We start from the raw sequence: 24,997 nt of genomic DNA on the forward strand, positions 1-24,997 counted from the left end.
GGAGACGAAGGAAACGCTTTGGATAGCCTGCTAACTCTTCCTGCAGCGAACGGTTCCGAAATCAGGATTTTGCAAATCACGGATACCCACCTGTTCGCGGGAAAACATGAATCGTTGCTTGGGGTGAACACCTGGTCGAGCTACGACGCCGTGCTGGATGCGATTATTGCGCAACATCGCGACTATGATCTGATCATCGCCACGGGCGATCTCGCCCAGGATCACTCTATCGAAGCCTATCAGCATTTTGCTGAGGGCATCTCTCGCTTGCCGCGGCCCTGCGTCTGGCTACCCGGTAATCACGATTTTCAGCCCGCAATGGTGGATACACTGGCGGCAGCGCACATCAATGCCCATAAGCAGGTGCTGGTGGGTGAGCAGTGGCAGATTGTGTTGCTCGACAGCCAGGTCTACGGTGTTCCGCATGGAATGCTGAGCGACTATCAGCTGGAGTGGCTCGACAACGCGCTGGCCCGCTTTCCGCAACGGCATACGCTGGTTATGCTGCATCACCATCCGCTGGCCTCTGGCTGCACCTGGCTCGATCAGCACAGCCTGCGCAATTCGCATCAGCTTGATGCCGTGTTACAGCGCTATCCGTTAGCCCGGACGCTGGTCTGTGGCCATATTCACCAGGAGCTGGATATGGAATGGCATGGCCGTCGGGTGCTGGCGACGCCCTCTACCTGTGTCCAGTTCAAACCGCACTGTACCAGTTTTGCGATTGACACCGTGGCTCCCGGCTGGCGCTGGTTTACACTGCATCCGGATGGCGGCCTTGAGACCGAAGTGAACCGGCTTGACACCGACGCTTTTCGTCCCGATTTAGACTCCGAAGGATACTGACGCGTGGCAGCACTGCTCTATCTGCACGGTTTTAACAGTTCGCCGCAGTCCGCGAAGGCGACTCAGTTCCGGCAATGGTTAGCGATGCAGCACCCGGAGATCGACATGATCGTGCCACAGCTGCCGACCTTTCCCGCTGATGCGGCGGCAGTGCTGGAAGACCTGGTGCTGAGCCGCAGTGGCGAAACCCTGGGCGTGGTAGGATCGTCGCTGGGCGGTTATTACGCTACCTGGCTGTCCCAATGTTTTATGCTGCCGGCTGTTGTCGTCAATCCCGCAGTACGCCCTTTTGAACTGCTGGTGGATTTCCTTGGCGAAAATCAGAATCCCTACACGGGCCAGCAATATGTGTTAGAGTCACGCCACATTTACGATCTCAAAGTAATGCAGATTGAACCGCTGGAAGCGCCCGATTTACTCTGGCTGCTGCAACAGACCGGCGATGAAGTTCTCGATTACCGACAGGCACTCGACTATTACAGCGCGTGCCGTCACACGGTAGAAGAGGGCGGAAATCATGCATTTACTGGATTCGAGCGCCATTTCCCGCAGATTCTGGACTTTCTTGGTCTGAATCATCCCTGAGTAATGCGGAAATCGCACCAATTTCACCCTTCTAATCAGACATTTACGATGAGTCAATCAAACTATAACGCGGATGCCATTGAGGTCCTGACTGGCCTTGAGCCTGTTCGCCGTCGTCCGGGCATGTATACCGATACGACGCGGCCCAACCATTTGGGTCAGGAAGTGATTGATAACAGCGTCGATGAGGCGCTGGGCGGCCACGCGAAGCGGGTTGAAGTGATTCTGCACGCTGACCAGTCGCTGGAAGTTATTGATGATGGGCGCGGCATGCCGGTGGATATTCACCCGGAAGAGGGCGTACCTGCTGTCGAGCTGATCCTGTGTCGTCTGCATGCGGGCGGCAAGTTCTCCAATAAAAACTATCAGTTCTCGGGCGGTCTGCACGGCGTCGGCATTTCTGTGGTTAACGCCCTGTCAAAACGCGTCGAAGTCACGGTGCGCCGTAATGGCGAAATCTATGACATGGCGTTTGAAAATGGTGACAAAGTTCAGGATCTCACGGTTACCGGCACGGTGGCGAAACGCAACACCGGTACGCGCGTCCATTTCTGGCCTGATGAAAGCTTCTTCGACAGCCCACGCTTCTCGGTATCACGCTTATCCCATCTGCTGAAAGCCAAAGCGGTGCTCTGTCCTGGCGTTGAGATTGTCTTTAAAGACAAACTGAACAATACCGAACAGACCTGGTGCTACGAAGATGGCCTGACGGACTACCTGTGCGAAGCGGTGAATGGCTTACCGACGCTGCCGGAAAAACCCTTTGTCGGCAGTTTTGCCGGCGATGTGGAGGCGGTGGACTGGGCGCTGTTATGGCTGCCGGAAGGCGGTGAGCTGTTAACGGAAAGCTACGTTAACCTCATCCCGACGATGCAGGGCGGGACACACGTTAACGGTCTGCGTCAGGGACTGCTGGATGCGATGCGCGAGTTCTGCGAATACCGCAATATCCTGCCGCGTGGCGTCAAACTCTCAGCGGAAGATATCTGGGATCGCTGTGCCTATGTGCTGTCGGTCAAAATGCAGGATCCTCAGTTTGCCGGGCAGACCAAAGAGCGTCTCTCTTCACGTCAGTGCGCAGCCTTTGTCTCTGGCGTCGTCAAAGATGCCTTCAGCCTGTGGCTGAACCAGAACATTCAGACGGCAGAACAGCTGGCTGAGCTGGCGATCTCCAGCGCCCAGCGGCGTATGCGGGCAGCCAAAAAAGTGGTGCGTAAAAAGCTCACCAGCGGTCCGGCGCTGCCGGGCAAACTGGCGGACTGCACCGCACAGGATCTGAATAAAACGGAATTGTTCCTTGTCGAAGGGGATTCGGCAGGCGGATCGGCCAAGCAGGCGCGCGATCGTGAATATCAGGCGATCATGCCGCTCAAGGGCAAGATCCTGAATACCTGGGAAGTCTCGTCCGATGAGGTGCTGGCATCGCAGGAAGTCCATGATATTTCTGTGGCGATCGGCATTGATCCTGACAGCGAAGATCTTTCGCAGCTGCGTTACGGCAAAATCTGCATTCTGGCGGATGCGGACTCAGATGGTCTGCATATTGCCACGCTACTCTGTGCGCTGTTCGTCAAACATTTCCGCTCACTGGTCAGCAATGGTCACGTCTATGTGGCCATGCCGCCGCTTTACCGTATTGATCTCGGTAAAGAGGTCTACTATGCGCTGGATGAAGATGAGAAAGAGGGCGTGCTGGAGCAGCTGAAACGCAAAAAGGGTAAACCTAACGTTCAGCGCTTTAAAGGGTTGGGTGAGATGAACCCACTGCAGTTGCGTGAAACCACGCTGGATCCGAATACCCGCCGCCTGGTACAGCTGACTATCAGCGAAGAGGATGTCGATCAGACGATACGCATGATGGATATGCTGCTGGCGAAAAAACGTTCCGAAGACCGGCGCAACTGGTTGCAGGAAAAAGGCGACACGGCCGATATCGACGTGTAAAAGACAGGACGCGAAAGCGTCCTGTTTTGTTTATGCTTGCACCTGTACACCTTCATCGAACCTGGCTGATTTAGAGAGCAGAGACAGCAATCTTGTGAAAATTACCCTGGAAGAGCTACGTGCCTGGGTGGCGGTGGTAGACAGTGGTTCCATTACTGCGGCGGCATCCCAGCTGGCGCAGACCAGTTCAGGCATCAGCCGGGCACTCTCCCGGCTGGAGAGCAAGCTGCAGACCACGCTGTTGCATCGCACTACCCGACGGCTGGCGCTGACCGAAGAGGGTCAGGTTTTTCTGGAGCATGCGCGCCAGATCCTGGCCTCCGTTGAGCAGGCCGAAGAGCAGATTGCCCTGCGGCGCGAGATGCCGTCAGGACGGCTTCGGGTGAACGCTGCCACACCCTTCATGCTGCATGTGATTGTGCCGCTGGTAGACGATTTCCGCGCCCGTTATCCGCTGATCCAGCTTGAGCTGAATACCGACGATATTATGATCGATTTGCTGGAGCAGCAGACGGACATTGCTATTCGTATCGGTGAACTGCGTGACTCTACATTACATGCACGGCTGCTCGGCAGCAGTGCGATTCAGCTGATGGCCAGTCCGGCCTATCTGGCAAAAGCGGGCACGCCACAAAGCGTGGCCGATCTCGCACAGCATCAAAAAATTGGCTTTAGTCATCCTGAATCCCTCAACGTCTGGCCGGTCCTGCAGCCTGATGGTGATTTCATGCGTATTAAGCCGACTATCTCAGCTTCCAGTGGCGAAACCATCCGGCAGCTGGCGCTGGCGGGACAGGGCATTGCGCGTATCTCCGACTTTTTCAGCCGGGAAGATTGCGCCACTGGCCGGCTGGTGCCTGTACTCTCCGCGGAAACCCGCGATCTGCGCCTGCCGGTGCATGCGGTTTATTACCGAAACACCACGCTCTCTTCGCGCATCGGCTGCTTTCTGGATTTTCTTCGCAGTGAGATTGATCGGCGGCAACTGCTGTAAGCCGGTCTGCCAGAAACAAAAAAACCTCTGTCGCAGGACAGAGGTTCAGATAGATGACAATTTCGCATTCGGGCACATCTGACCGCAGTAAATAAGCCCAATGCGCAGGAAACACGGGCAGAGGAGGAAAGCGTCCCGCGCCATGGGACAAAAACGCCGGGAGCGTTTTTGAACAACGCAACGCGTTGGCCCGGTAACGGGCGCACCTCAGGGATGAGGTGCGTAATCGCGCGGGCCGGGCATGTCATGGATGACGGCTTTTGCGTTTTTCCGATCTGACCCTGATCCCTGTGCCAGCTCGATCTCACAGCGACGGTGGCCGGAATTTATCCCCAGCCTTAACCCCAGCTACACAACCGCAGTAAAGCCTTCAGCACTAATCAGGCGCTGGGTTCCAGCACCAGAATCTTCACATCCACCACATCATCTTTAATGATGCTGCGATGCGCATCCATGTGCGGCATCTGCTGATGCTGCTCAAGATGGCGCAGGCTTTCCCACTGCTCTAACATGAAAATGGAGTCCGGCGAGTTCTGCTTCCACGGCACCTGCGCCTGATGGTCCAGCAACGCGTCATACTGATGGCAGCCATCTTCTTCTAACACCAGCGGGATCAGCTTTTTCACCGCATCCAGCACGGCCTGACGGCGACCGGGTTTAACACAAATTTCAGCAACGACGGTTAACATTCGTGAATTCCTCTTTCGTGGGAAAATAGGGGTAGCCCCTCATCATCTTACGCAAAAACGCGGCTAAGATGGGTCCGATAAGCGGCAATATCACGCGGCACGTCCGGTGCTTTGATCACATCGTTGCAGATAAAGGTCGGCAGCGCTTCCATTCCCAGGAACTGGTTGGCTTTGTGGAAGTGCAGATAGAGACCATCGACGCCAACACCTTCAAAGAACTGCTCCGGGTCAGTAAAAGCCTGTAGCGGCGCATTCCACGTCAGTGACAGCATATATTTTTTGCCCTGCAGCAGACCGCCGGAACCGTACTTCTTCGCCGCATCAGAACGGGTTCGGCCATCGCTGGCGTAGAGCGAGCCGTGACCTTCGGTAAAGACCTCATCAATGTAACGCTTCACGGTCCAGGGTTCGCCCATCCACCAGCCCGGCATCTGATAAATCACGACATCGCTGTCGACATATTTCTGCACTTCATCGGCAATCACGTAGTTGCTGTCGGCCACGGTCACTGACACTTCATGGCCCATATCACGCAGCTGACTGGCTGCAACATCGGTCAGGGTGTGGTTCAGTTCACCTTTAGAGTGGGCAAACGTTTTGCCGCCATCAATAATTAAAATCTTGCTCATGCACAGGTTGCCTCGTTTTCTGAATATGGCGCCTAGCTTACACGTGCGCCATTCCCGGAAAAATGGGAGGTAGATCACAACACTTTTGCTGTGGCAGCAACAATACGCCGGTTTATGGCACCATCGTTGGGCAAACTCACTATGAAAACAGTCAAGAAAACATCAAAATGAAAAAAATCGTTTTCTCTTTACTGCTGGCCAGCAGTGCGGTCCAGGCACAATCTCATCTCGACACCATTCTCAGTTCTAAAACGCTCAGGGTCTGCACCACCGGGGATTACAAGCCTTACAGCTTTCTTCGCCCGGATGGTCAGTATGAAGGGCTGGATATCAGCATGGCGAACGCACTGGCGACGTCGCTCGGCGCGAAAGTGGAGTGGGTGCCGACCACCTGGAAAACCCTGATGCCTGACTTTCTGGCAAAACAGTGTGATATCGCCGTCGGCGGCGTCTCCGTCACGCTGAAACGTCAGCAGACCGCCTGGTTCGCCCGGCCGCTGGATGTGGATGGAAAAATCCCGCTGGTGCGCTGCACGGATAAAGACCGCTTCCAGACCATTGAGCAACTAAACCGGCCTGACGTGCGGCTGATTGAACCGGCTGGCGGCACCAACGAAGCCTTTGTACACAGCCATCTGCCGAAAGCCTCACTGACGCTGTTCCACGATAACGTCACCATCTTCCAGCAACTGGTGGATAAAAAGGCGGATGTGATGATTACCGATGCCTCTGAAGCGCGTTTTCAGCAGCAGCATTACCCGACGCTCTGTGCGATCAATCCCGACAAACCGCTACAGTATGGCGAGAAGGCTTATATGATTCCGCGTGACGATATCAGCTGGAAGCTCTATGTCGACCAGTGGGTGCATCTCAGCACCGCCACCGGCGAATATCGTGATATTGCCCGCCAGTGGATGGGCGCAAAGCCCTGACGCACTCGCGCTGAGAGTCCATGCACCTGGCGCGAGAATCAGGTACTTCCGTCGGCTGAAATCGCGCTGAGTGACGCCTGCTGTCCCGCGCTTCCCCTGTGACTAACACTGGCGAATAAGGTACTATCCTCGCCAAACCACCGCCGGGTGTCCCGCCGTTGTGGGCCACGATGTGAGGATGAGAAATTCATGAGTGAACTGACGCAGGATGGTGCAGAGCGTCTTGCCCTGCATACCTTTACCGAGGATGCGTATTTAAAATATTCGATGTACGTCATCATGGACCGCGCGTTGCCTTATATCGGTGACGGGCTGAAGCCTGTACAGCGACGCATTATCTACGCCATGTCGGAACTGGGTCTCAATGCCAGCGCCAAATTTAAAAAATCCGCGCGCACCGTGGGTGATGTGCTGGGTAAATACCATCCGCATGGCGACAGCGCCTGTTATGAAGCGATGGTATTAATGGCGCAGCCGTTCTCTTACCGTTATACGCTGGTCGATGGACAGGGTAACTGGGGTGCACCGGATGATCCCAAGTCGTTTGCAGCCATGCGTTACACCGAATCACGCCTGTCAAAATATGCCGAGCTGCTGTTAGGTGAGCTAGGCCAGGGAACGGTGGAATTTCAGCCGAACTTTGACGGCACGCTGCAGGAGCCAAAAATTCTGCCGGCGCGTCTGCCTAATATCCTGCTCAATGGCACTACCGGCATTGCCGTCGGTATGGCGACCGATATTCCGCCGCATAATCTGCGCGAAGTCGCTCAGGCCGCCATTGCGCTGATTGACGCACCAAAAACGACGCTGGAAGCGCTGCTGGATATCGTTCAGGGACCGGATTACCCGACCGAGGCGGAGATCATTACGCCGCGTGACGAGATCCGTAAAATGTATCAGACCGGTCGCGGCTCTATTCGCCAGCGTGCGGTATGGAAAAAGGAAGAGGGTGAGGCGGTCATTACCGCGCTGCCGCATCAGGTCTCCGGCGCACGCGTGCTGGAACAGATTGCTAACCAGATGCGCAATAAAAAGCTGCCAATGGTTGAGGATCTGCGTGATGAGTCTGACCATGAGAACCCGACCCGTCTGGTGATCGTGCCACGCTCCAATCGTGTCGATCTCGATCAGATAATGAACCATCTGTTCGCCACCACCGATCTTGAGAAAAGCTACCGCGTTAACCTCAACATGATCGGGCTGGATAACCGCCCGGCGGTGAAAAACCTGCATGAGATCCTGACCGAGTGGCTGGTGTTCCGCCGCGACACGGTCAAGCGTCGTCTTAATTACCGACTGGATCGCGTGCTGCGCCGCCTGCATATCCTGGAAGGATTGCTGGTTGCGTTCCTGAACATTGATGAAGTCATCGACATCATCCGTACTGAGGATGAGCCGAAGCCGGTTCTGATGTCACGTTTTGGCATCAGCGAAACCCAGGCCGAATCGATCCTCGAACTGAAGTTGCGTCACCTGGCGAAGCTCGAAGAGGTGAAGATCCGTGCCGAGCAGGCGGATCTGGAAAAAGAGCGCGATCAGCTGCAGGCCACGCTGGCCTCTGAACGCAAGATGAACACCCTGCTGAAAAAAGAGTTACAGGCTGATAGCGCCAGTTACGGCGACGATCGCCGTTCACCACTGCGTGAGCGTGAAGAAGCCAAAGCGCTGAGCGAAACCGAGCTGGTGCCGTCTGAACCGGTCACCATTGTGCTGTCGCAGATGGGCTGGGTGCGCAGCGCCAAAGGTCACGATATCGATCCGGCCGGACTGAGCTACAAAGCGGGCGACAGCTATCTGGCTGCGGCACGCGGCAAGAGCAATCAGCCGGTGGCCTTTATCGACTCCACCGGCCGCAGCTACACGCTGGATCCGACATCACTGCCTTCCGCGCGCGGTCAGGGCGAGCCGCTGACCGGCAAGCTGACGCCACCGCCGGGTGCCGTCGTTGAACAGGTGCTGATGGAGCCGGATGACCAGCGTCTGCTGATGGCTTCTGATGCAGGCTACGGCTTTATCTGTACTTTCAGCGATCTGGTATCACGTAACCGCGCCGGTAAAGCGCTGCTGGCGCTGCCGGAAAATGCCCGCGTGATGACGCCGATGGCCGTCCATCATGAAGATGACATGCTACTGGCGATTACACAGGCGGGACGGATGCTGATGTTCCCGGTTGGCGAACTGCCGCAAATGTCGAAAGGCAAGGGCAATAAAATCATCTCGATTCCGTCAGCGGAAGCGGCTGCCGGTCAGGATAAACTGGCCTGGCTGATGATTCTGCCGCCGGGCAGCGCTATCACGCTGCACGTGGGCAAGCGTAAAATGCTGCTGCGAAGTGAAGAACTCCAGAAATTCCGCGCCGATCGCGGACGTCGCGGCACGCTGTTACCGCGCGGCCTGCAAAAAATTGATCGTGTTGAACTGGATGCGCCTGCGCGTCCGGCGAGCCCGGATAGCGAAGCGTAAACTACCCGGCTGACCCTGCGTCAGCCGCGGCTCAATGAGGGAACTATGTTACTGATTCTGCGTGCCATTATCGTCATCATTTATTCGATTTTAATCTGTATTTTTGGCTGTATCTGGTGTCTTTTTTCACCCCGCGATCCGCGCCACGTCGCGACGTTTGGTCGTCTGTTCGGCAAATTGTCGACGGTGTTTGGCCTGAAAGTAGAGTTGCGCAGACCGGAAGGCGCAGAGAATTATGGTAATGCGATCTACATCGCCAACCACCAGAACAACTACGACATGGTCACTGCGGCTAAAATGGTGCAGCCCTATACGGTCACCGTGGGCAAGAAGAGCCTGCTGTGGGTGCCGTTTTTTGGCCTGCTCTACTGGCTGACCGGTAATCTGCTGATTGATCGCGATGACCGGGCTAAAGCGCGCGGCACCATCGGTGAGCTGGTGGATCAGTTCAACAGCAAGCGCATCTCGATCTGGATGTTCCCGGAAGGGACGCGCAGTCGTGGTCGTGGCTTGCTGCCGTTTAAAACGGGTGCCTTCCACGCTGCCGTGGCGGCCGGTGTGCCGATCATCCCGATTGTGGTCTCGAACACACACGGCAAGATCAATCTTAACCGCTGGAACAATGGACTGGTCATCGTTGAAATGCTGCCACCGGTTGATGTTAAAGCTTTCGAGTCGTCGTCGGTACGTAAGCTGGCAACCCACTGTCGCGAACAGATGGCGGCAAAGCTGGAAGAGTTGAACGCCGAAGTCGCCGAACGCGAAAAAAACGGAAAAATCTGACCGGCGAATCACTCGCCGAACTCATCTGCAGGGATGCAACCCGGCGAGCCTTTACCGGCTCGTCGTGAACGCAGCACAGCAAAACAGATCAATAAAAACAGGGTCGGCGCTCAGCGCCACGCGTAAAGGGTCAGAAGTTTTATGTCTTTCAGCAGACGTCAGTTCATCCAGCTTTCTGCCGGAGCGGCGCTTAGCGCCAGTGTACTACCTCATGCGGCGCGCGCCGCTTCTCCAGCTAATGGCGATACGCCACTGCCCATTCCGCCGTTACTGGAATCCCGTCGTGGCCAGCCGCTGTTTCTGACGATGCAGCGCAGCCACTGGTCCTTTAATGGTGACAATAACAAAGTGCCGGTATGGGGCATTAATGGCCTCTATCTGGGGCCGACCGTTCGGGTTTACAGCGGCGATGACGTTAAGCTGATCTACAGCAATCGGCTGAATGAGTCAGTCTCCATGACGGTCAGCGGTTTGCAGCTGCCAGGGGCGTTAATGGGCGGTGCGCCACGTATGATGTCGGCCGGTGTGGACTGGTCGCCGGTGCTGCCGATTCGTCAGGCGGCTGCAACCTGCTGGTATCACGCTAATACCCCAAACCGCATGGCTCCGCACATTTATAATGGTCTGGCGGGCATGTGGCTGGTAGAAGATGATATCGGCAAACAGCTGCCGCTGCCGAAGCATTACGGTGTCGATGACTTCCCGATTATCATTCAGGACAAACGGCTCGATAACTTCGCCACGCCAGTCTATGACCCGCCACAGGATGGCGGCTTCCTGGGTGACACTCTGCTGGTGAATGGCGTACGTAATCCCTTTGTCGAGGTGTCACGTGGCTGGGTACGTCTGCGCTTGCTGAACGCCTCAAATGCGCGACGTTATGAGATGGTGCTAAGCGACAACCGTCCGTTTATGGTCATCGCCAGCGATCAGGGCTATCTGCCTGCACCGGTGGCGGTGCAGCGTCTGTCACTGGCACCGGGCGAACGCCGCGAAGTGCTGATAGATATGTCGCAGGGTGATGAAGTGTCGATAACGGCGGGTACGGCGGCGGGCATCATGGACAGGTTGCGCGGTTTCTTTGAGCCATCCTCTATTCTTACTTCTACCCTGATCCTGACGCTGCGACCCACCGGCTTACTGCCGCTGGTGACAGATAATCTGCCGATGCGGCTTTTAGCCGATCAGATTCTGGATGGTGTGGCGGTTCGCACACGCGAATTCCGCATTGGCGACAGCATGCCGGGCATTAATGGCGCGCTCTGGGATATGAACCGCATTGACACGACCGCGCAGCAGGGCACTTTTGAGCGCTGGATCCTGCACGCTGACCGGCCACAGTCACTGCATATTCAGGGCGTGATGTTCCTGATTAAAAGCGTGAATGGGGCACAGCCGATGGGCGAAGATCGTGGCTGGAAAGATACGGTGTGGGTGGATGGCAGCGTGGAGCTGATGGTCACCTTCCCGCAAAGCTCATCCGATCATTTCCCGTTCGTCTATTACAGCCAGACGCTGGAACTGGCCGATCGGGGTACGGCGGGGCAGCTTGAGGTGCAGCCCACTTCATAACAGCGCGGTCAGGCTGGAAAGACCGGCCTGACCGCGTTAATTACACGCTACTCTGCAGTTCCAGGGCAGCGTGTACGCATCACCGGGCGACGCATCCCCTTAGTTAAACGTCTCCGGATCCGGACCCAGACGATTGCCGCTGTCCAGTTTCGCAATATCACTCACTTCATGCTTATCAAGACGGAAGTCGAACACCTTAAAGTTCTCTTCGATACGCGCTGGCGTCACCGACTTCGGAATCACCACCAGGCCGCTATCCAGATGCCAGCGGATCACGATCTGCGCAGGTGTCTTGCTGTATTTCTTCGCCAGCGACTTAATGATCTCCTGATCGAAGACCCCTTCGCCGCCCTGAGCCAGCGGACTCCAGGATTCGGTCTGGATCTGATGCAGCGCGTTCCACGCATGCAGCGTACGCTGCTGAAGCATCGGGTGCAGCTCAATCTGGTTTACGACTGGCGTCACACCGGTTTCATCCAGCAGGCGCTTCAGGTGCGCTTCATGGAAGTTACAGACGCCGATGCTTTTGGTCAGTCCCTGCTGCTGCAGTTCGATCATCTTCTTCCAGGCATCAACGTAGTTGTCTTTTTCCGGGCACGGCCAGTGCATCAGATAGAGATCGACCTGATCCAGTTTCAGTTTCTCCAGGCTGGTTTCCATCGCCTGCTGAACGTTCTGCTGATCGTCGTTCCACAGTTTGGTGGTCACGAAAATCTCTTCGCGCGGCACGTCGGTTTCCTGGAGCGCCTGGCCAATCGCCTCTTCATTTTTATAGGCGGCGGCAGTATCGATGGAACGATAGCCGACCTCAAGCGCTTTCAGCACCGCATGACGTGCATCTTCAATGCTGGCCTGCCATACGCCGAGTCCCAGTTGCGGCATCATATTGCCATCGCGCAGTTTGATAATGGGTTGGTCTGCCATAGTTGCTCCTTTCCGTTGCGGTTAATCCGTGAGATTTCACTGTGCTTAAGTCTAGCCAACAATTCTCAGCCTGCTTAGCTCAGTCGATAACAGCACGCCTGGTCTTATGCCCGATTCGGTAAATTTATTGCCTGATTCTCCTGGCTGCTGGCGATTCAGGCATTCGCACGGCAAACTGGCTTTTTGTCCGAAAAAGGAGTCGCTATGGCGCACGATGCACTGTGTCACCGGCTGGCACAGCAGGTCGTCACGTTAATGACCCACGGTCACGACCGTCTCTGTCCGGTCGAAAATGTGTCGCTGATTTATGCGAATCAATATCGTCCGCGTACGCCGATGATGTATCAGCCCGGCATTGTGATCCTGTTTCAGGGCAGCAAAACCGGTTATCTCGGCAGCACCGTGTTTCAGTATGACGCCAGCAAGTATCTGATGCTCACCGTGCCGCTGCCGGTGGAGTGCGAAACCTGGGCTTCGCCGGAGATACCCATTGCCGGGCTGTGCCTCAACGTCGATACCGCCAGTCTGCAGGATCTGCTGATTGAAATTGGTGATGACGATCAGTTTCAGCCGCAGCCACAGACCTCGGGCATTCACTCGGCCTGGCTGACGGAGCCGATGCTGTGTGCCGCTGAGCGACTGCTGGATGTGATGACCCAGCCGCGCGATGCGCGGGTGCTGGGGCCGCACATCGTGCGGGAAATTATCTACTATGTGCTGACCGGCCCGATTGGCGGCGCACTGCTCTCACTGGTGAGCCGACAGACGCAGTTCAGCCTGATCGCGCGCGCCCTCCGGCGGATTGAAAATCACTATGCGGAAAACCTCAGCGTCGATGCGCTGGCGGCAGAAGTGAACATGAGCGTTTCAGCCTTTCACCATAACTTCAAAGCGGTAACGCAAACCTCGCCACTACAGTATCTCAAGCGCTATCGCCTGCATCAGGCGCGATTGCTGATGCTGCACGATGGACTGAAAGCGAGTGCGGCGGCGGTGCGGGTTGGCTATGAAAGTCCTTCGCAGTTCTCGCGGGAATTTAAACGTTATTTTGGCGTGACGCCGGGGGAAGAGGTTAATCGTGTCAGGCAGACGGTGACGGATTCATCTTTGTAGGTCGCCGATCCGGCCGCCCGGAGGCGGCGGATCCCGAGGCTGTGGGCACGTCAGGCGCGTTTCTGGCGACGCTGTTTCCAGATCACCAGAATGCTGCCGAACAGACCGAGCACCAGCAACACCATCGGCAGTATCATCAGAATCGCCATCACCTGATCTTCATGACGCTTGATGAACGGCACCTGGCTGATGCCATAGCCAAAGGTCACCACAATGCCGACCCACAGCAGACCGCTGAGCCAGTTAAACAGCTGAAAACGACTGTTCTGTAAGCCCGCAATGCCCGCCATGGTAGGCAGGATGGTGCGGATAAACGCGAGGAAGCGGCCGACCAGCAGCGCCATCAGACCGTGACGGTTAAACATATTCCAGGCGCGCTGGTGATACTGCGCGGGCAGATGCATCAGCCAGCTCTTAACCAGTCGGGTATTGCCCAGCCAGCGACCCTGCAAATAGCTCAGCCAGCAGCCGAGGCTGGCAGCTGTCGTCAGGATCACCATGGTCGGTACAAAATCCATCACCCCTTTAGCCACCATCGCGCCTGCCAGCAACAGCAGACTGTCTCCCGGCAGGAAAGAGGCGGGTAACAGACCATTTTCCAGAAACAGCGTCAGAAACATCACGCCATACACTACCCATACCACATCCGGATTTGCCAGTGCGGCAAAATCCTGATGCCAGAGCGCCTGGACAATCTCGTGTAAAACACCCATTAGCGATTCCATCACGTCACAAGGAACAATCCGTCTGCGTTCAGACAGTACAGTGAACTCACCAACAATCTGAACGATGCGGGATAAATTTTAACAACAAATGAGCCGCTGCCCGGCAAACACTGCGGGCCACCGCGACCCGGTTTATCTTCTGTTTACTTTCTGTTGAGCGACTCAGCGCGTCAGGCGCGAAAAACCGGCTTCCAGGTCAGCCAGCAGGTCATCAACATGCTCCAGGCCAATATGCAACCGCACCAGCGTGCCGGTGAAATCCACACCGCCCGCCGGACGAATCTCTGCCAGCTCTTCCGGCTGATTCGCCAGGATCAGCGATTCATAGCCGCCCCAGGAGTAAGCCATGCTGAAATGATGGAAGTGATCGAGATATTCCGCCAGCTGGGGTGCGTCTAATTTTTCCTGCAGGATAAATGAGAACAGGCCGCTGCTACCGTTAAAATCGCGCTTCCAGAATTCATGACCTTTGCTTTGCGCCAGCGCCGGGTGATTCACCCGCGCCACTTCGGGACGCGCCGCCAGCCACTCTGCCACCTGAATTGCGCTCTCTTCATGCTGGCGCAGACGGGTACCCAGCGTGCGCAGACCCCGGCTTGCCATGTAAGCGGTATCGGCATCGGCCATCTGGCCCATAAGATAGGAGTTCTCGCGCAGCTGGTCGATGCAGCGCGCATTAGCGACTGCGGTACCAATCATCGCATCGCTGTGACCAATCAGATATTTGGTGCCGGCCTGAATGGAAATATCGATACCGTGCGCCAGCGCATTAAACAGAATACCGGCCGCCCAGGTGTTGTCGATCATGATGATCGCCTCGGGCGCTTTGGCGCGTACAGCCGCCACAATCGCTGGAATATCCTGAACTTCCATGGTGATAGACGCGGGAGATTCCAGGAAAACAACCCGGGTATTCGACTGAACCAGTTCACCGATTTCGCTGCCGATGCAGTGATCGAACCAGCCCGTAGAAACCTGCAGCTTAGCCAGAATTTTCGTACAGAAGTCCTGCGTCGGTTCATAGACCGCGCCACTCATCAGCACGTGGTCACCCGCTTCAACAAATGCCAGAATCGCATTGGCCACGGCAGCCGCGCCGCAAGGGTAGAGCACGCAGCCTGCGCCGCCTTCCAGCTCGGTCATCGCATCCTGCAGCGCAAAGTGCGTCAGGGTGCCACGACGGCCATAAAAGAGTTCACCTTTTGCCCGACCGGCGGTGGCGCGTTTTTTCTCCGCGACGGTATCAAAAACCAGTGAGGAGGCCCGTTGAATCACGCTGTTCACCGAGCCCTGGGTATAACGCTTGCTGCGTCCTGCATTGACGAGCGTGGTATCAATTTTTCTGGTGGTCATGAGTCGCCTTTACCGCTTCGGACTAAGCTCTCACGTTACCACGAAACAGCCAGCAGGGTTGAGACTCAATGGTGATTATCAGAGTGCATCGCAGGAAAAAAAACGGCCCGCTCACGGGCCGTTTTTCTTTGCGTTACATCACGCCCATCAGGCGCGGTAACCAGAGCGAAATGGCGGGAATATAGGTAATCAGCATCAGAACGATAAACAGCATGCCGTAGAACGGTAGCATCGCCCCGACCACCTGCTCAATCTTCTGTTTACTTACCGCGCTGGCGACAAACAGTACTGTGCCGACCGGCGGCGTAATCAGTCCGATGCCGAGATTGGTCAGCATGATCATGCCGAAGTGCACCGGATCAATGCCCAGTGAGGTCGCCACCGGCAGCAATACGGGCGTGAGAATCAGAATCAGCGGCGCCATATCCATCAGCGTGCCCACCACCAGCAGCAGGATGTTGATGCACATCAGAATCACATATTTATTATCAGAGAGGCTGGTAAAGGCTTCGGTGATCATCGTCGGCAGTTGCATGAACGTCATCACCGCACCAAACCCGGCGGCGAAAGCGATCAGCACCATCACGATGGTGACGGTTTTAATGGTACGAAACAGCAGGATATGCAGCTGATTCCATTTAAAGTCGCGATAGATAAACATGGTGACGAAAAAGGCCCAGATACAGGCGATCGCCGCGGACTCTGAGGCGGTGAAAATACCGGAGAGAATCCCACCCATGATGATGACCACGGTAAACAGGCCCCAGAACGCGTCAAAGAAAATCTTCAGCGCCTGACGAAACGGAATGCGCTCGCCTTTGGGATAGCCGCGTTTGCGTGCGAACCCCAGGCACATCACCATCAGGCAGCCTCCCAGCATCAGTCCCGGCAGGATACCTGCGACAAACAGCGAAGAGATGGTGACCATGCCGCCGGTTGCCAGCGAGTAAATCACCGAGTTGTGACTGGGTGGCGTCAGCACGGCCTGAACGGAGCCGCTGGCCGTTACCGCAGCGGCAAAATCACGCGGATAGCCTTTCTCCTCCATCTGCGGGATCATCACCGAACCAATCGAAGCGGTGTCCGCGACTGACGATCCGGAGATGGCACCAAAGAAGGTCGACGCGACGATGTTAACCAGTGAGAGGCCACCGCGAATAAAGCCGACAAAGATATAGGCGAAATTGACCAGCCGCCGGGCAATCCCACCCTCCGCCATGATCGCACCCGCAAGAATAAAGAACGGGATGGTCAGCAGCGAAAATTTGTTAATGCCATTAGTTATCTGAATCACCACCGCTTCCAGGGGCAGATCGATCCACCAGGCGCCGATAAAAGCGCTCAGGCCGACCGCAAACGCGACCGGAAACCCCACCAACAGCAACACCAGCAAACTGCCTATCAAGATTAATGCATCCATCTTCTGCTCCGGATTAGTGGGTGCCGCCCAGTGTGACAATGGGTCGCTGACTTTGATCGCCGGTCAGCAATCGCTCAACAACAAACAGCAGGGTGAAGATCGCGCCAATCGGGATCGGCAGATACATTTCGCCGTAGGTCACCGCCGGCAGTGAGGCGAGCGTCTGCACCCACATCGCTTCACACAGGCTGTAACTGGCCTGGAAGATCACCAGGCAGGTGAGGATCATCAGCAGATCGCAGACCCGCAGCATCAGGCGCTGGCGGGCAGGTGACAGACGATCGGTGACCATTGACACGCAGATATGTGTTCCGGCACGAAAGCCGACCGGCGCGCCGATAAAAGTGAATATGATCATGCAGATAATGGCGACCGGTTCTGGCCAGGAGAGTGCGCCGTTCATCACGTAACGGGCGAAGATGCCAACAGGAATGACCGTCACCATGATCAACAGCGCCACGGCGGCCACCAGCATGCACAGCAGATAAAGCCCATCCATCAGACGCGTATAAGCAGACATAATTAATACCTGATTAAGCACGCCACACGGCAGTGTGGCGCGGGAAGGGTTATTTCACGTCGGCGATTCGGGTCATCAGATCCTGATATTTGCCGCCGAATTGATCGCGCACCGGCTGGGTAGCCTTAACGAAGTAGTCGCGGTCGGTCTGCTGGAAGGTCACGCCACCGGACTTCATTTTGGCGATCGACTGTTCGGTGTAGGTCGCCCAGAGCTGACGCTCTTCATCCTGTGCCTCTTTGCCGAGCTTTTTCAGCAGTGTCTGATCGTCGGGTTTCAGGCGATCCCAGGCGCGTTTCGAAAACAGAATCATCTCTGGCTGAATAAAGTGGCCGGTGAGGGTGTAGTACTTCGCGACCGGCATGTAGTTGTGGGCGACAAAGGTAGGTGGGTTGTTCTCGGTGCCATCGACCACGCCGGTCTGCATCGCACTAAAGACTTCGCTGACGCCCATTGCCACCGGATTTGCGCCCATCGCTTTCAGCGTCGCCAGTGAAATGGCGCTGTTCTGCACCCGGATCTTCATACCTTTAAGATCGTCGGGTTTTGCCAGCGGCTTCTTGGTGATCATGTTGCGCTCACCGGCATCCGTCCAGCCCAGGAAGACCATGCGGGCGTTGGGATCCTTATCAAACTTGCTGGCAATCTCGCTGCCTATCTCACCATCCAGCACTTTATGCATGTGGTCGATGTCGCGAAAAACGTAGGGCAGGGTCAGCACGCTGGTTTCCGGGGCGATAGACGTGACCGGAGCCAGTGAGACGCGGATCATATCGATGGCGCCCAGCTGCACCTGTTGCAGCGTCTGGTCTTCATCACCCAGCACGCCACCGGCGTAGATCTTCATCTCCAGCCGTCCATCAGTGGCCTGTTTGAGTTTGTCGCCCATGTGTTGCAGGGCAACCACAGTGGGATAGCCGGCTGGCTGCACTTCAGCGACTTTAATCACCTGTGCCGTGGCGGTGGAACTTATCATGATTGCCGCCAGGGCACTGGCCAGGCATGTTTTTGTCAGTCTCATTATTTTGTCTCCCGCAGAGGTAGGACGGCCTGGAGTCTGGGCTAACCGCAGAGTGCCGTGTGGAGCCAGCATAGTGAAAATGCGTCTGAGTAAAATGCAGTAATGTTGATTGAATGAATGGCGTCACATTTTGAAACGTTGTTTTAATAAATTTTCATGCAGCTTCACATTTTCGAAACGTCCCTGACGGAAAGTGTGCAAAGCTGGTCAAAGCGAGGTCTGTGACCAGGGTTGGGTTTGTAAATACTAATGAGAACTACTATCAATTCGCCGCCATTTTGCTATTATTCGCGCTTGTTTCGCATCCCTGAATCAGAAGTTGGAGAAGCAGCGTGGTAGCCAGTGATTTGATGCAAACGGACCTCTCCGTTTGGGGCATGTATCAACATGCCGATATCGTGGTAAAGGTCGTCATGATTGGCCTGTTGTTGGCATCGGTCGTGACATGGGCAATCTTTTTCGGCAAATATGCTGAACTCAGCGCCGCTAAGCGCCGCCTGAAGCGTGAGCAACTGGCGCTGGGCGAAGCCCGTAGTCTTAATGACGCCGCCCGCATTGCTCAGTCGTTTACCGGTCACAGCCACAGCGTCGTGCTGCTGAACGATGCGCAGAATGAACTCGAATTGTCGGCAGGTGTGGAAGATACCAACGGCATTAAAGATCGCACCAGTTTCCGCCTTGAGCGCCGCGTGGCTGCTTTCAGCCGCCATGCAGGCCGGGGCAATGGCTTCCTGGCAACCATCGGCTCTGTCGCCCCGTTTATTGGTCTGTTCGGCACTGTCTGGGGCATCATGAACAGCTTTATCGGTATTGCGAAAACCCAGACGACGAACCTTGCGGTGGTGGCACCGGGTATCGCCGAAGCGCTGCTGGCAACGGCGGTGGGTCTGGTCGCTGCGATTCCGGCGGTGGTGATTTACAACGTCTTTGCCCGCATGATCGCTAACTACAAAGCCTCGCTGGGTGATGTTGCCGCTCAGGTGATGCTGTTGCAGAGTCGTGACATCGACCTGGGCACTGTGGCCAAAGAGGTTCCACGTCCCGCGACCGCCCAGAAACTGCGCTTAGGGTAAGCTGTTATGGCCATGCGATTAAACGACGATCTGCAAACCGACGGTGAAATGCATGAGATTAACGTGACGCCGTTTATCGACGTCATGCTGGTTCTGCTGATCATCTTTATGGTAGCCGCGCCACTGGCGACGGTCGACGTGCGCGTCAATCTGCCCGCCTCAACCAGCGCGCCGCAGCCGCGCCCGGAGAAGCCAGTTTATTTGTCTATTAAAGCGGATAAGCAGCTCTACGTCGGTAACGATCAGGTTACGCCTGACTCGCTGGTGAACGTGCTGACCAGCCAGACGCAGGGCAACAAAGAGACGACGATTTTCTTCCAGGCGGACAAGTCGGTGGATTATGAAACCCTGATGAGCGTCATGGATAAACTGCGCACGGCGGGCTATCTGAAAATCGGGCTGATGGGCATGGAAACCGTGAAGAAATAGCGAATTATCGGGCATCCTTAGAAGGCGACTATTGAGGTCGCCTTTTTTTATGCTGGCTCTCTGACCACATAAAATCGGGTCAAGCAGTGCTCAAGCCGATCACTTATGCTGCCTGATTCGGATTGTTAATTTGTTGTTACTTATGTACATAGATTTGTAAATTGCAATGGTGACTCACGTCACATTAATCCCGCTTCAGTCAGGCTAAAACGGCTAAAAAACAATAGGAAGCCGTTATGAGTCACACCCCGTCTTTACAAAAGCCGCCGAAAAGTGCTGCCCGAACTATCTTCAACGTCACCAGTGGTAACTTCCTGGAGATGTACGACTTCATGGTGTTTGGCTACTACGCGACCGCCATTTCAAAAACCTTCTTCCCGGGTGATGACCCGTTTGCTTCCCTGATGCTGACCCTGATGACCTTTGGTGCCGGCTTCCTGATGCGCCCGCTGGGGGCGATCATTTTAGGTGCCTACATCGACCATCATGGGCGCCGTAAAGGCCTGTTGCTGACGCTGGGCTTAATGGCGATTGGTACCCTGACCATTGCGGTGGTACCGGGTTACGCTACCTTAGGCGTGGCAGCACCGATTCTGATTCTGCTGGGGCGTCTGTTGCAGGGCTTCTCGGCGGGGGTTGAGCTGGGTGGCGTATCGGTCTATCTGGCCGAAGTTGCACCCAAAGGACGCAAAGGCTTCTTCGTGAGCTGGCAGTCGGGCAGTCAGCAGATTGCGGTGATCTTTGCTGCCCTGCTGGGCCTGATGCTGAATCATCTGCTGGCGAAAGAAGCGGTAACGGAGTGGGGCTGGCGTATCCCGTTTGTGGTTGGCTGTCTGATTGTGCCGTTCCTGTTCTATATCCGCCGGATGCTGGAAGAGACTGAAGCGTTCAGTAAACGTAAACATCACCCGAGCATGACGGAAATCATGCGGTCGGTCGCCAGCAACTGGGCGCTGGTGCTGGCGGGCATGCTGATGGTGGTCACCACCACGGTGATGTTCTACATGATCACCGCTTTTACGCCGACCTTTGGCAAAACTGTATTGATGATGAGCGACAAGCAGGCGTTTCTGGTGACGCTCTGTGTGGGTGTTTCCAACCTCTTCTGGCTGCCGCTGATGGGTACGCTGTCGGACCGCGTGGGACGACGTCCGCTGCTGATTATTTTTACCCTGCTGATGATTGCCACCACCTGGCCGGTGCTTCACTGGATGGTGGGATCGGCCAGCTTCGCTCACCTGCTGGAAGCTGAGCTGTGGCTGTCGTTTCTCTATGCCAGCTATAACGGTGCGATGGTGGTTTATCTGGCAGAAATTATGCCTGCTGAAGTGCGCGCTGCCGGTTTCTCCATGGCTTACAGTCTGGCAACGGCGCTATTTGGCGGCTTTACACCTGCCATCTCCAGCTATCTGATTCACGCCACCGGTGACAAAGCGATGCCTGGCGTCTGGCTCACCTTTGCGGCGGTCTGCGGGCTGATCGGTACGCTGTTGATTGGCCGGATGGTGAAGCAGTACCAGCGGCGTCACAGCGCCACAACGACGGTCAGCGCGTCACTTTAAAACGATAAATCGACGACCACGCTGTCGCTGTAATTTCCCGCAGGCGGCGTGTTCTGAGTGGTCAGGATGCGCGCGGTGTAGTTAAAGCCGCGCGTCAGTCCATCCGCTGATACCGCTGTCGAGGTGGTACTGCTCCAGCGTTCAGTGCCTGCCGCTCCCCAGCGATTGCTGGTGGCACTTTTATAAATCTCATAACTCAGACGGTTCGCTCCGCTCGCCATGTTCCTGACGCTGCCCGCCGGATAACTGCCATTGTTCAGCCCGACGGTATAGGTACTGCCTTTACTGCACAGCACGTTAATGGTCTGCGATACAGCGGAGAAGCTACTCACCAGCGGCGCACTGCCAAAGCTGATGTTGGGTGCGGTGATCGTCGTGCAATCGTTGGTGAGGACAGCGGTAACGTTAATCGGAATCACGCCGCTGCCTTTCTGCTCGCTTAAACAGAGATTACCCACGCCAATGCTGGTGCAGATGCGGTAAGTCACAGCCATATTTAGCGTAACGGAATAGGTTCCCGCTGCAACCACCTGACCGGGAACAGTGCGCAGATAGACGGGAAGGGCAAAGTTAAGACTGCCCAGCAAACCTGCCAGATTTATCAGGGTTTGTGAGCTGTAAACAAACGGCGTGCTGCCAATCGTCAGTTCGCTGGCGCAGGCGCTGTCGGTGCAGAGCCGTACTGGCACATTATCGCTGCCGGTGTCACCACTGCGTTTCAGGACGCCCCGTGTGCCGCTGATATTGGTCGCGCCGGTCAGCTGAAACGTTATCTGGTTATTGCCAAGCAGTGACAACGCCGAGCCTGCGCCACAGTTGACGTTGGCGTTAGTGGTCACCGAGTTGACGGTGGTATTCGCCACAAACGTCGTGACCGAGCCGAAGCTGGCGGTCGACGCGGGCAGACCGCAGGCGGCGTAGCTCAGCGACGGCAGTGTCAGCAGCAGGGCAGCCAGTAACAGAGATTTGATCATGGTTGGGTTCCGGACGTGAAAGATTCAGCGGGAGAGGCGGCGCTGCCTGCGGCGGGCGCGGGCAGCGCGCAGGTCAGAGGGCCATAGGTTTTCAGCGCCTGCGGCTGACCGCTGGCGATGCGCAGTTCGGTTTCACAGTGGCGGCCATCGGGCGTCACCACCTCCATCGGGTTTCTGGCAGTGAGATTTTCCATCCAGACGATGCCATCCCAGCCGACATACTCAGTGGCATGATCCGCACGCTGTACCAGGCTTGAGACCGGCAGCGGCTGGCCCTGTGCATCAACCAGAATCACGCTGGCAGAGCGTAGTTTTTCCACCGGGAAGTTAAGCAGGTAGCCGCTCTGACGTTTCACCGCAAAACGCTGCTCAACATGGGGCGTGGTCATATCGGCGGGCAGGTCGAGGGTGTCGATATCATATTTGGCCGGGTAGTAGCTGCTGATGGCGGGGACCAGCAGATAGCCCTGTTGGTTAGTGCGTCCCATCGACTGATTTTCATAGCGAACATTAACGTCGGGATAGCCCGTTTTCACCAGCACAAAAGCGTCGTTGATGGCGTTGGCGGCAAAGACGCTGTTGTCCATTAATACCAGTGCACCGGCGACATCGGCCCACTGAGTCAGATTGTCATCATCACCGTAGAAGCCCCCCGAGGTGTCGATATGGTTATTGCGGTAGCGCAGACTGCCCTGCCGGTAGTCGCCACTGTCGCCACTCTGATTCGCCCATGAGGCATCCCAGGCGAATCCACCGTCGCTGGGCATGGCACTGGAGGCATAGAGACGCTGGCTATCGCGACCGCGTTGATCGCGCTCGGTGCTGATCGCCGCGCTGCCCTGCTCGCCAAACGGGATCACCACCGAGAGCGCACCGGTCCAGCTCTTCTCCTCCTGATCGCGGCTGGCGGAGACATAGAGGCTGCTATTTCCCCACAGATTCTTACTCCATGAGAGGTTCCACAGGCGGGTGCGATCGCCCTGGCCGTCGGTGATATCGATGAAGGCGGCGCCGACGCTGCCAAAGCGGTTCAGTGAGATGCTGGCGCTGTATTGGGCAGTGCGGCGCGATAGCGTGTAACGGCTATCCGCCTGACTACCGGCACGGCTGCCGACCAGGGCCAGATTGCCAAAGTCGCTGCTGCGCTGGGTCTGCTGCGTGCCGATGTTGAACCAGCGATTGTTGTACTGATAGCCCCAGCTATATTGCCTGCCGCTGTCGCCATCAAGATGACTTTGTGCCACCGCGCCGTTAACCACGCCCCAGCTGCCAACCCGAAGCTGACCTCCCAGCCCACCCATCGCCAGATTTTCGCTGCCCTCGGCGTGACTCTCCAGCGTCAGCCAGTCGGTTATGCCGTAGCGATATGAGCCACTGGCGGCAGCCGCACCGTAATCGAAGTTTTTAATGCCGTAATTTTCGCGAATCGCCCCGGCGGAGATAGCGTAGTCAGCCAGCCCCGATTTCAGCAGATTGCTGGAGACATAAAACGGCATGGTGGTGGTGACGCGTCGGCCGACCGCATCCGTGGTGGTGATCACCGCGTCACCCGCACCATTGACGAATGGCACATTGGTTAATGACCAGGGGCCAGGCTGCACATTTGCCTGACCAGAGCGATAGCCATTGATGAAGAGATCGACGGTGGAGGGGACTGCAGCCTGGCCAGAGAAGGCGGGTAGCGGATAGGTCACCAGGTCAGGACGGACGCTGAAGTCGCGACCCACACTGATGCCGCCGAGTCGGATGCTGCTGCTCCAGGCAAGCGAGTCAGTCACCAGATCCCCGACCCGCCAGCTCATCACCGCGTTCTCATCTTCATTGCTCCACCAGCTGTCGTAACGGATATAACCGTTGTCCTGATAAGCGGGGCTGCCTTCCAGCTGCTGCTGCCAGACGCCGTTGGTAGAGACGTGTCCGGCATCACCGAACAGGCGCAGTTCGTTCCAGGCAGAAAGCCGGGTGCCGGTGGTATCGGTACGGCTGGCGTAGAGATCGTAGTTAATCAGCGCGCCGGCGCTGGTGCGCCCCGGATAGCGCGGTCCGTTCTTCGCCTCGCCAATCACCTGACCGGGAAGCCATTCCGGTGGTACGGTGAGCAGCAGCCGCTGACGGGCGGCGTCATATTCCACACTGACGGATTGCAGGCTGCTGACATCGATCTGCGCCTGCTCACCCAGCTTATCCAGTGGCAGACCGGCACGCTGCAGATCGCCGCTACGCAGCCAGAAATGGTCGTTGCGCTGCTCGACTGGCACAATGTTGCCGTTTTCCTGCTGGTTAATCACCAGCTCCAGCATATATTGCTGACCGCTGCTGCTGGTCTGCAGGCTGTGCGGTGGAGGCAGGGATGAATAGGTCTCCGCCAGCACAGGATCCGGCGTTAAGGCGTAAATGACGCTGGCTACCGTCAGCGCGCAGGGATGCAGGGAAAAAGGTCTCATTC

At 56.4% G+C, this 24,997-nt stretch carries 22 protein-coding genes; 12 read left to right on the forward strand and 10 right to left on the reverse strand.

The window, feature by feature from the left end; all coding sequences use genetic code 11:
- Nucleotides 1–18: 18 nt before the first annotated feature.
- From cpdA to IAI47_RS03165, 4 genes are all read left to right on the forward strand, one after another.
- Complete coding sequence (cpdA, locus tag IAI47_RS03150) at nt 19–846, forward strand: 3',5'-cyclic-AMP phosphodiesterase (protein WP_003848455.1); 828 nt, start codon at nt 19–21, stop codon at nt 844–846.
- Nucleotides 847–849: 3 nt separating this feature from the next.
- A complete protein-coding gene (gene yqiA / locus IAI47_RS03155) occupies nt 850–1,431 on the forward strand; it encodes an esterase YqiA (RefSeq protein ID WP_003848456.1) in 582 nt (193 codons plus the stop codon).
- A gap of 48 nt (nt 1,432–1,479) precedes the next feature.
- Entirely contained in the window at nt 1,480–3,375 is a 1,896-nt protein-coding gene (gene parE / locus IAI47_RS03160) for a DNA topoisomerase IV subunit B (protein ID WP_003848457.1), read from the forward strand.
- A 94-nt stretch (nt 3,376–3,469) separates the two neighbouring features.
- Complete coding sequence (locus tag IAI47_RS03165; RefSeq protein ID WP_003848458.1) at nt 3,470–4,369, forward strand: LysR substrate-binding domain-containing protein; 900 nt, start codon at nt 3,470–3,472, stop codon at nt 4,367–4,369.
- 380 nt (nt 4,370–4,749) lie between these two features.
- Here the strand turns inward: IAI47_RS03165 and IAI47_RS03170 are convergent, their stop codons facing one another.
- Nucleotides 4,750–5,058 (reverse strand): putative quinol monooxygenase, encoded by a 309-nt coding sequence (locus IAI47_RS03170; protein WP_003848459.1) that lies wholly within the window; start codon nt 5,056–5,058, stop codon nt 4,750–4,752.
- A 47-nt stretch (nt 5,059–5,105) separates the two neighbouring features.
- Complete coding sequence (locus IAI47_RS03175; RefSeq protein WP_003848461.1) at nt 5,106–5,687, reverse strand: NAD(P)H-dependent oxidoreductase; 582 nt, start codon at nt 5,685–5,687, stop codon at nt 5,106–5,108.
- A gap of 167 nt (nt 5,688–5,854) precedes the next feature.
- Here IAI47_RS03175 and IAI47_RS03180 point away from each other — a divergent pair, with 167 nt between their 5' ends.
- The 4 genes from IAI47_RS03180 to ftsP all read left to right on the forward strand — a co-directional run bounded on the left by IAI47_RS03180 (nt 5,855) and on the right by ftsP (nt 11,437).
- Nucleotides 5,855–6,619, forward strand: a complete 765-nt coding sequence (locus IAI47_RS03180) for a transporter substrate-binding domain-containing protein (RefSeq protein WP_050540841.1) — start codon at nt 5,855–5,857, stop codon at nt 6,617–6,619.
- Between the two features lie 189 nt (nt 6,620–6,808).
- Nucleotides 6,809–9,082 (forward strand): DNA topoisomerase IV subunit A, encoded by a 2,274-nt coding sequence (parC, locus tag IAI47_RS03185; protein ID WP_008925733.1) that lies wholly within the window; start codon nt 6,809–6,811, stop codon nt 9,080–9,082.
- A 45-nt stretch (nt 9,083–9,127) separates the two neighbouring features.
- Nucleotides 9,128–9,865: a 1-acylglycerol-3-phosphate O-acyltransferase gene (locus IAI47_RS03190; protein WP_003848465.1), complete on the forward strand. Its 738-nt coding sequence runs from the start codon at nt 9,128–9,130 to the stop codon at nt 9,863–9,865.
- 141 nt (nt 9,866–10,006) lie between these two features.
- Nucleotides 10,007–11,437, forward strand: a complete 1,431-nt coding sequence (ftsP, locus tag IAI47_RS03195; protein WP_003848467.1) for a cell division protein FtsP — start codon at nt 10,007–10,009, stop codon at nt 11,435–11,437.
- A gap of 99 nt (nt 11,438–11,536) precedes the next feature.
- Here the strand turns inward: ftsP and dkgA are convergent, their stop codons facing one another.
- Nucleotides 11,537–12,361, reverse strand: a complete 825-nt coding sequence (gene dkgA, locus IAI47_RS03200) for a 2,5-didehydrogluconate reductase DkgA (RefSeq protein ID WP_008925732.1) — start codon at nt 12,359–12,361, stop codon at nt 11,537–11,539.
- A 204-nt stretch (nt 12,362–12,565) separates the two neighbouring features.
- Between dkgA and IAI47_RS03205 the strand changes: the two genes are divergently transcribed.
- Nucleotides 12,566–13,474 carry an AraC family transcriptional regulator gene (locus IAI47_RS03205; protein ID WP_008925731.1) on the forward strand — a complete coding sequence of 303 codons (909 nt, stop codon included), beginning with the start codon at nt 12,566–12,568 and terminating at the stop codon, nt 13,472–13,474.
- A gap of 50 nt (nt 13,475–13,524) precedes the next feature.
- On the opposite strand, the gene IAI47_RS03210 is transcribed toward IAI47_RS03205, so the two are convergent.
- The 5 genes from IAI47_RS03210 to IAI47_RS03230 all read right to left on the reverse strand — a co-directional run bounded on the left by IAI47_RS03210 (nt 13,525) and on the right by IAI47_RS03230 (nt 18,513).
- Nucleotides 13,525–14,187 carry a DedA family protein gene (locus tag IAI47_RS03210; RefSeq protein WP_003848472.1) on the reverse strand — a complete coding sequence of 221 codons (663 nt, stop codon included), beginning with the start codon at nt 14,185–14,187 and terminating at the stop codon, nt 13,525–13,527.
- A 174-nt stretch (nt 14,188–14,361) separates the two neighbouring features.
- Nucleotides 14,362–15,552, reverse strand: a complete 1,191-nt coding sequence (gene metC / locus IAI47_RS03215) for a cystathionine beta-lyase (RefSeq protein ID WP_003848474.1) — start codon at nt 15,550–15,552, stop codon at nt 14,362–14,364.
- Nucleotides 15,553–15,685: 133 nt separating this feature from the next.
- Nucleotides 15,686–16,972 carry a TRAP transporter large permease gene (locus IAI47_RS03220; protein WP_003848476.1) on the reverse strand — a complete coding sequence of 429 codons (1,287 nt, stop codon included), beginning with the start codon at nt 16,970–16,972 and terminating at the stop codon, nt 15,686–15,688.
- Between the two features lie 13 nt (nt 16,973–16,985).
- Nucleotides 16,986–17,492: a TRAP transporter small permease gene (locus tag IAI47_RS03225; RefSeq protein WP_008925730.1), complete on the reverse strand. Its 507-nt coding sequence runs from the start codon at nt 17,490–17,492 to the stop codon at nt 16,986–16,988.
- A gap of 49 nt (nt 17,493–17,541) precedes the next feature.
- Nucleotides 17,542–18,513, reverse strand: a complete 972-nt coding sequence (locus IAI47_RS03230; RefSeq protein WP_008925729.1) for a TRAP transporter substrate-binding protein — start codon at nt 18,511–18,513, stop codon at nt 17,542–17,544.
- Nucleotides 18,514–18,863: 350 nt separating this feature from the next.
- On the opposite strand from IAI47_RS03230, the gene exbB reads away from it, so the two are divergent.
- The 3 genes from exbB (at nt 18,864) to IAI47_RS03245 (ending at nt 21,577) form a co-directional block, all read left to right on the forward strand.
- Nucleotides 18,864–19,586: a tol-pal system-associated acyl-CoA thioesterase gene (gene exbB, locus IAI47_RS03235; RefSeq protein ID WP_181162245.1), complete on the forward strand. Its 723-nt coding sequence runs from the start codon at nt 18,864–18,866 to the stop codon at nt 19,584–19,586.
- Nucleotides 19,587–19,592: 6 nt separating this feature from the next.
- Nucleotides 19,593–20,015 (forward strand): TonB system transport protein ExbD, encoded by a 423-nt coding sequence (exbD, locus tag IAI47_RS03240; RefSeq protein ID WP_008925727.1) that lies wholly within the window; start codon nt 19,593–19,595, stop codon nt 20,013–20,015.
- Nucleotides 20,016–20,251: 236 nt separating this feature from the next.
- Nucleotides 20,252–21,577, forward strand: a complete 1,326-nt coding sequence (locus tag IAI47_RS03245) for an MFS transporter (RefSeq protein WP_003848486.1) — start codon at nt 20,252–20,254, stop codon at nt 21,575–21,577.
- Here the strand turns inward: IAI47_RS03245 and IAI47_RS03250 are convergent.
- Nucleotides 21,574–22,551, reverse strand: a complete 978-nt coding sequence (locus IAI47_RS03250) for a spore coat U domain-containing protein (protein WP_008925726.1) — start codon at nt 22,549–22,551, stop codon at nt 21,574–21,576. The genes IAI47_RS03245 and IAI47_RS03250 overlap by 4 nt on opposite strands.
- Entirely contained in the window at nt 22,548–24,995 is a 2,448-nt protein-coding gene (locus IAI47_RS03255) for a fimbria/pilus outer membrane usher protein (RefSeq protein ID WP_008925725.1), read from the reverse strand. The genes IAI47_RS03250 and IAI47_RS03255 overlap by 4 nt, the downstream gene beginning before the upstream one ends.
- Between the last annotated feature and the right edge of the window lie 2 nt (nt 24,996–24,997).

This window comes from Pantoea sp. MT58, assembly GCF_014495885.1.
In the GTDB taxonomy this organism is placed as follows: domain Bacteria; phylum Pseudomonadota; class Gammaproteobacteria; order Enterobacterales; family Enterobacteriaceae; genus Pantoea; species Pantoea eucalypti.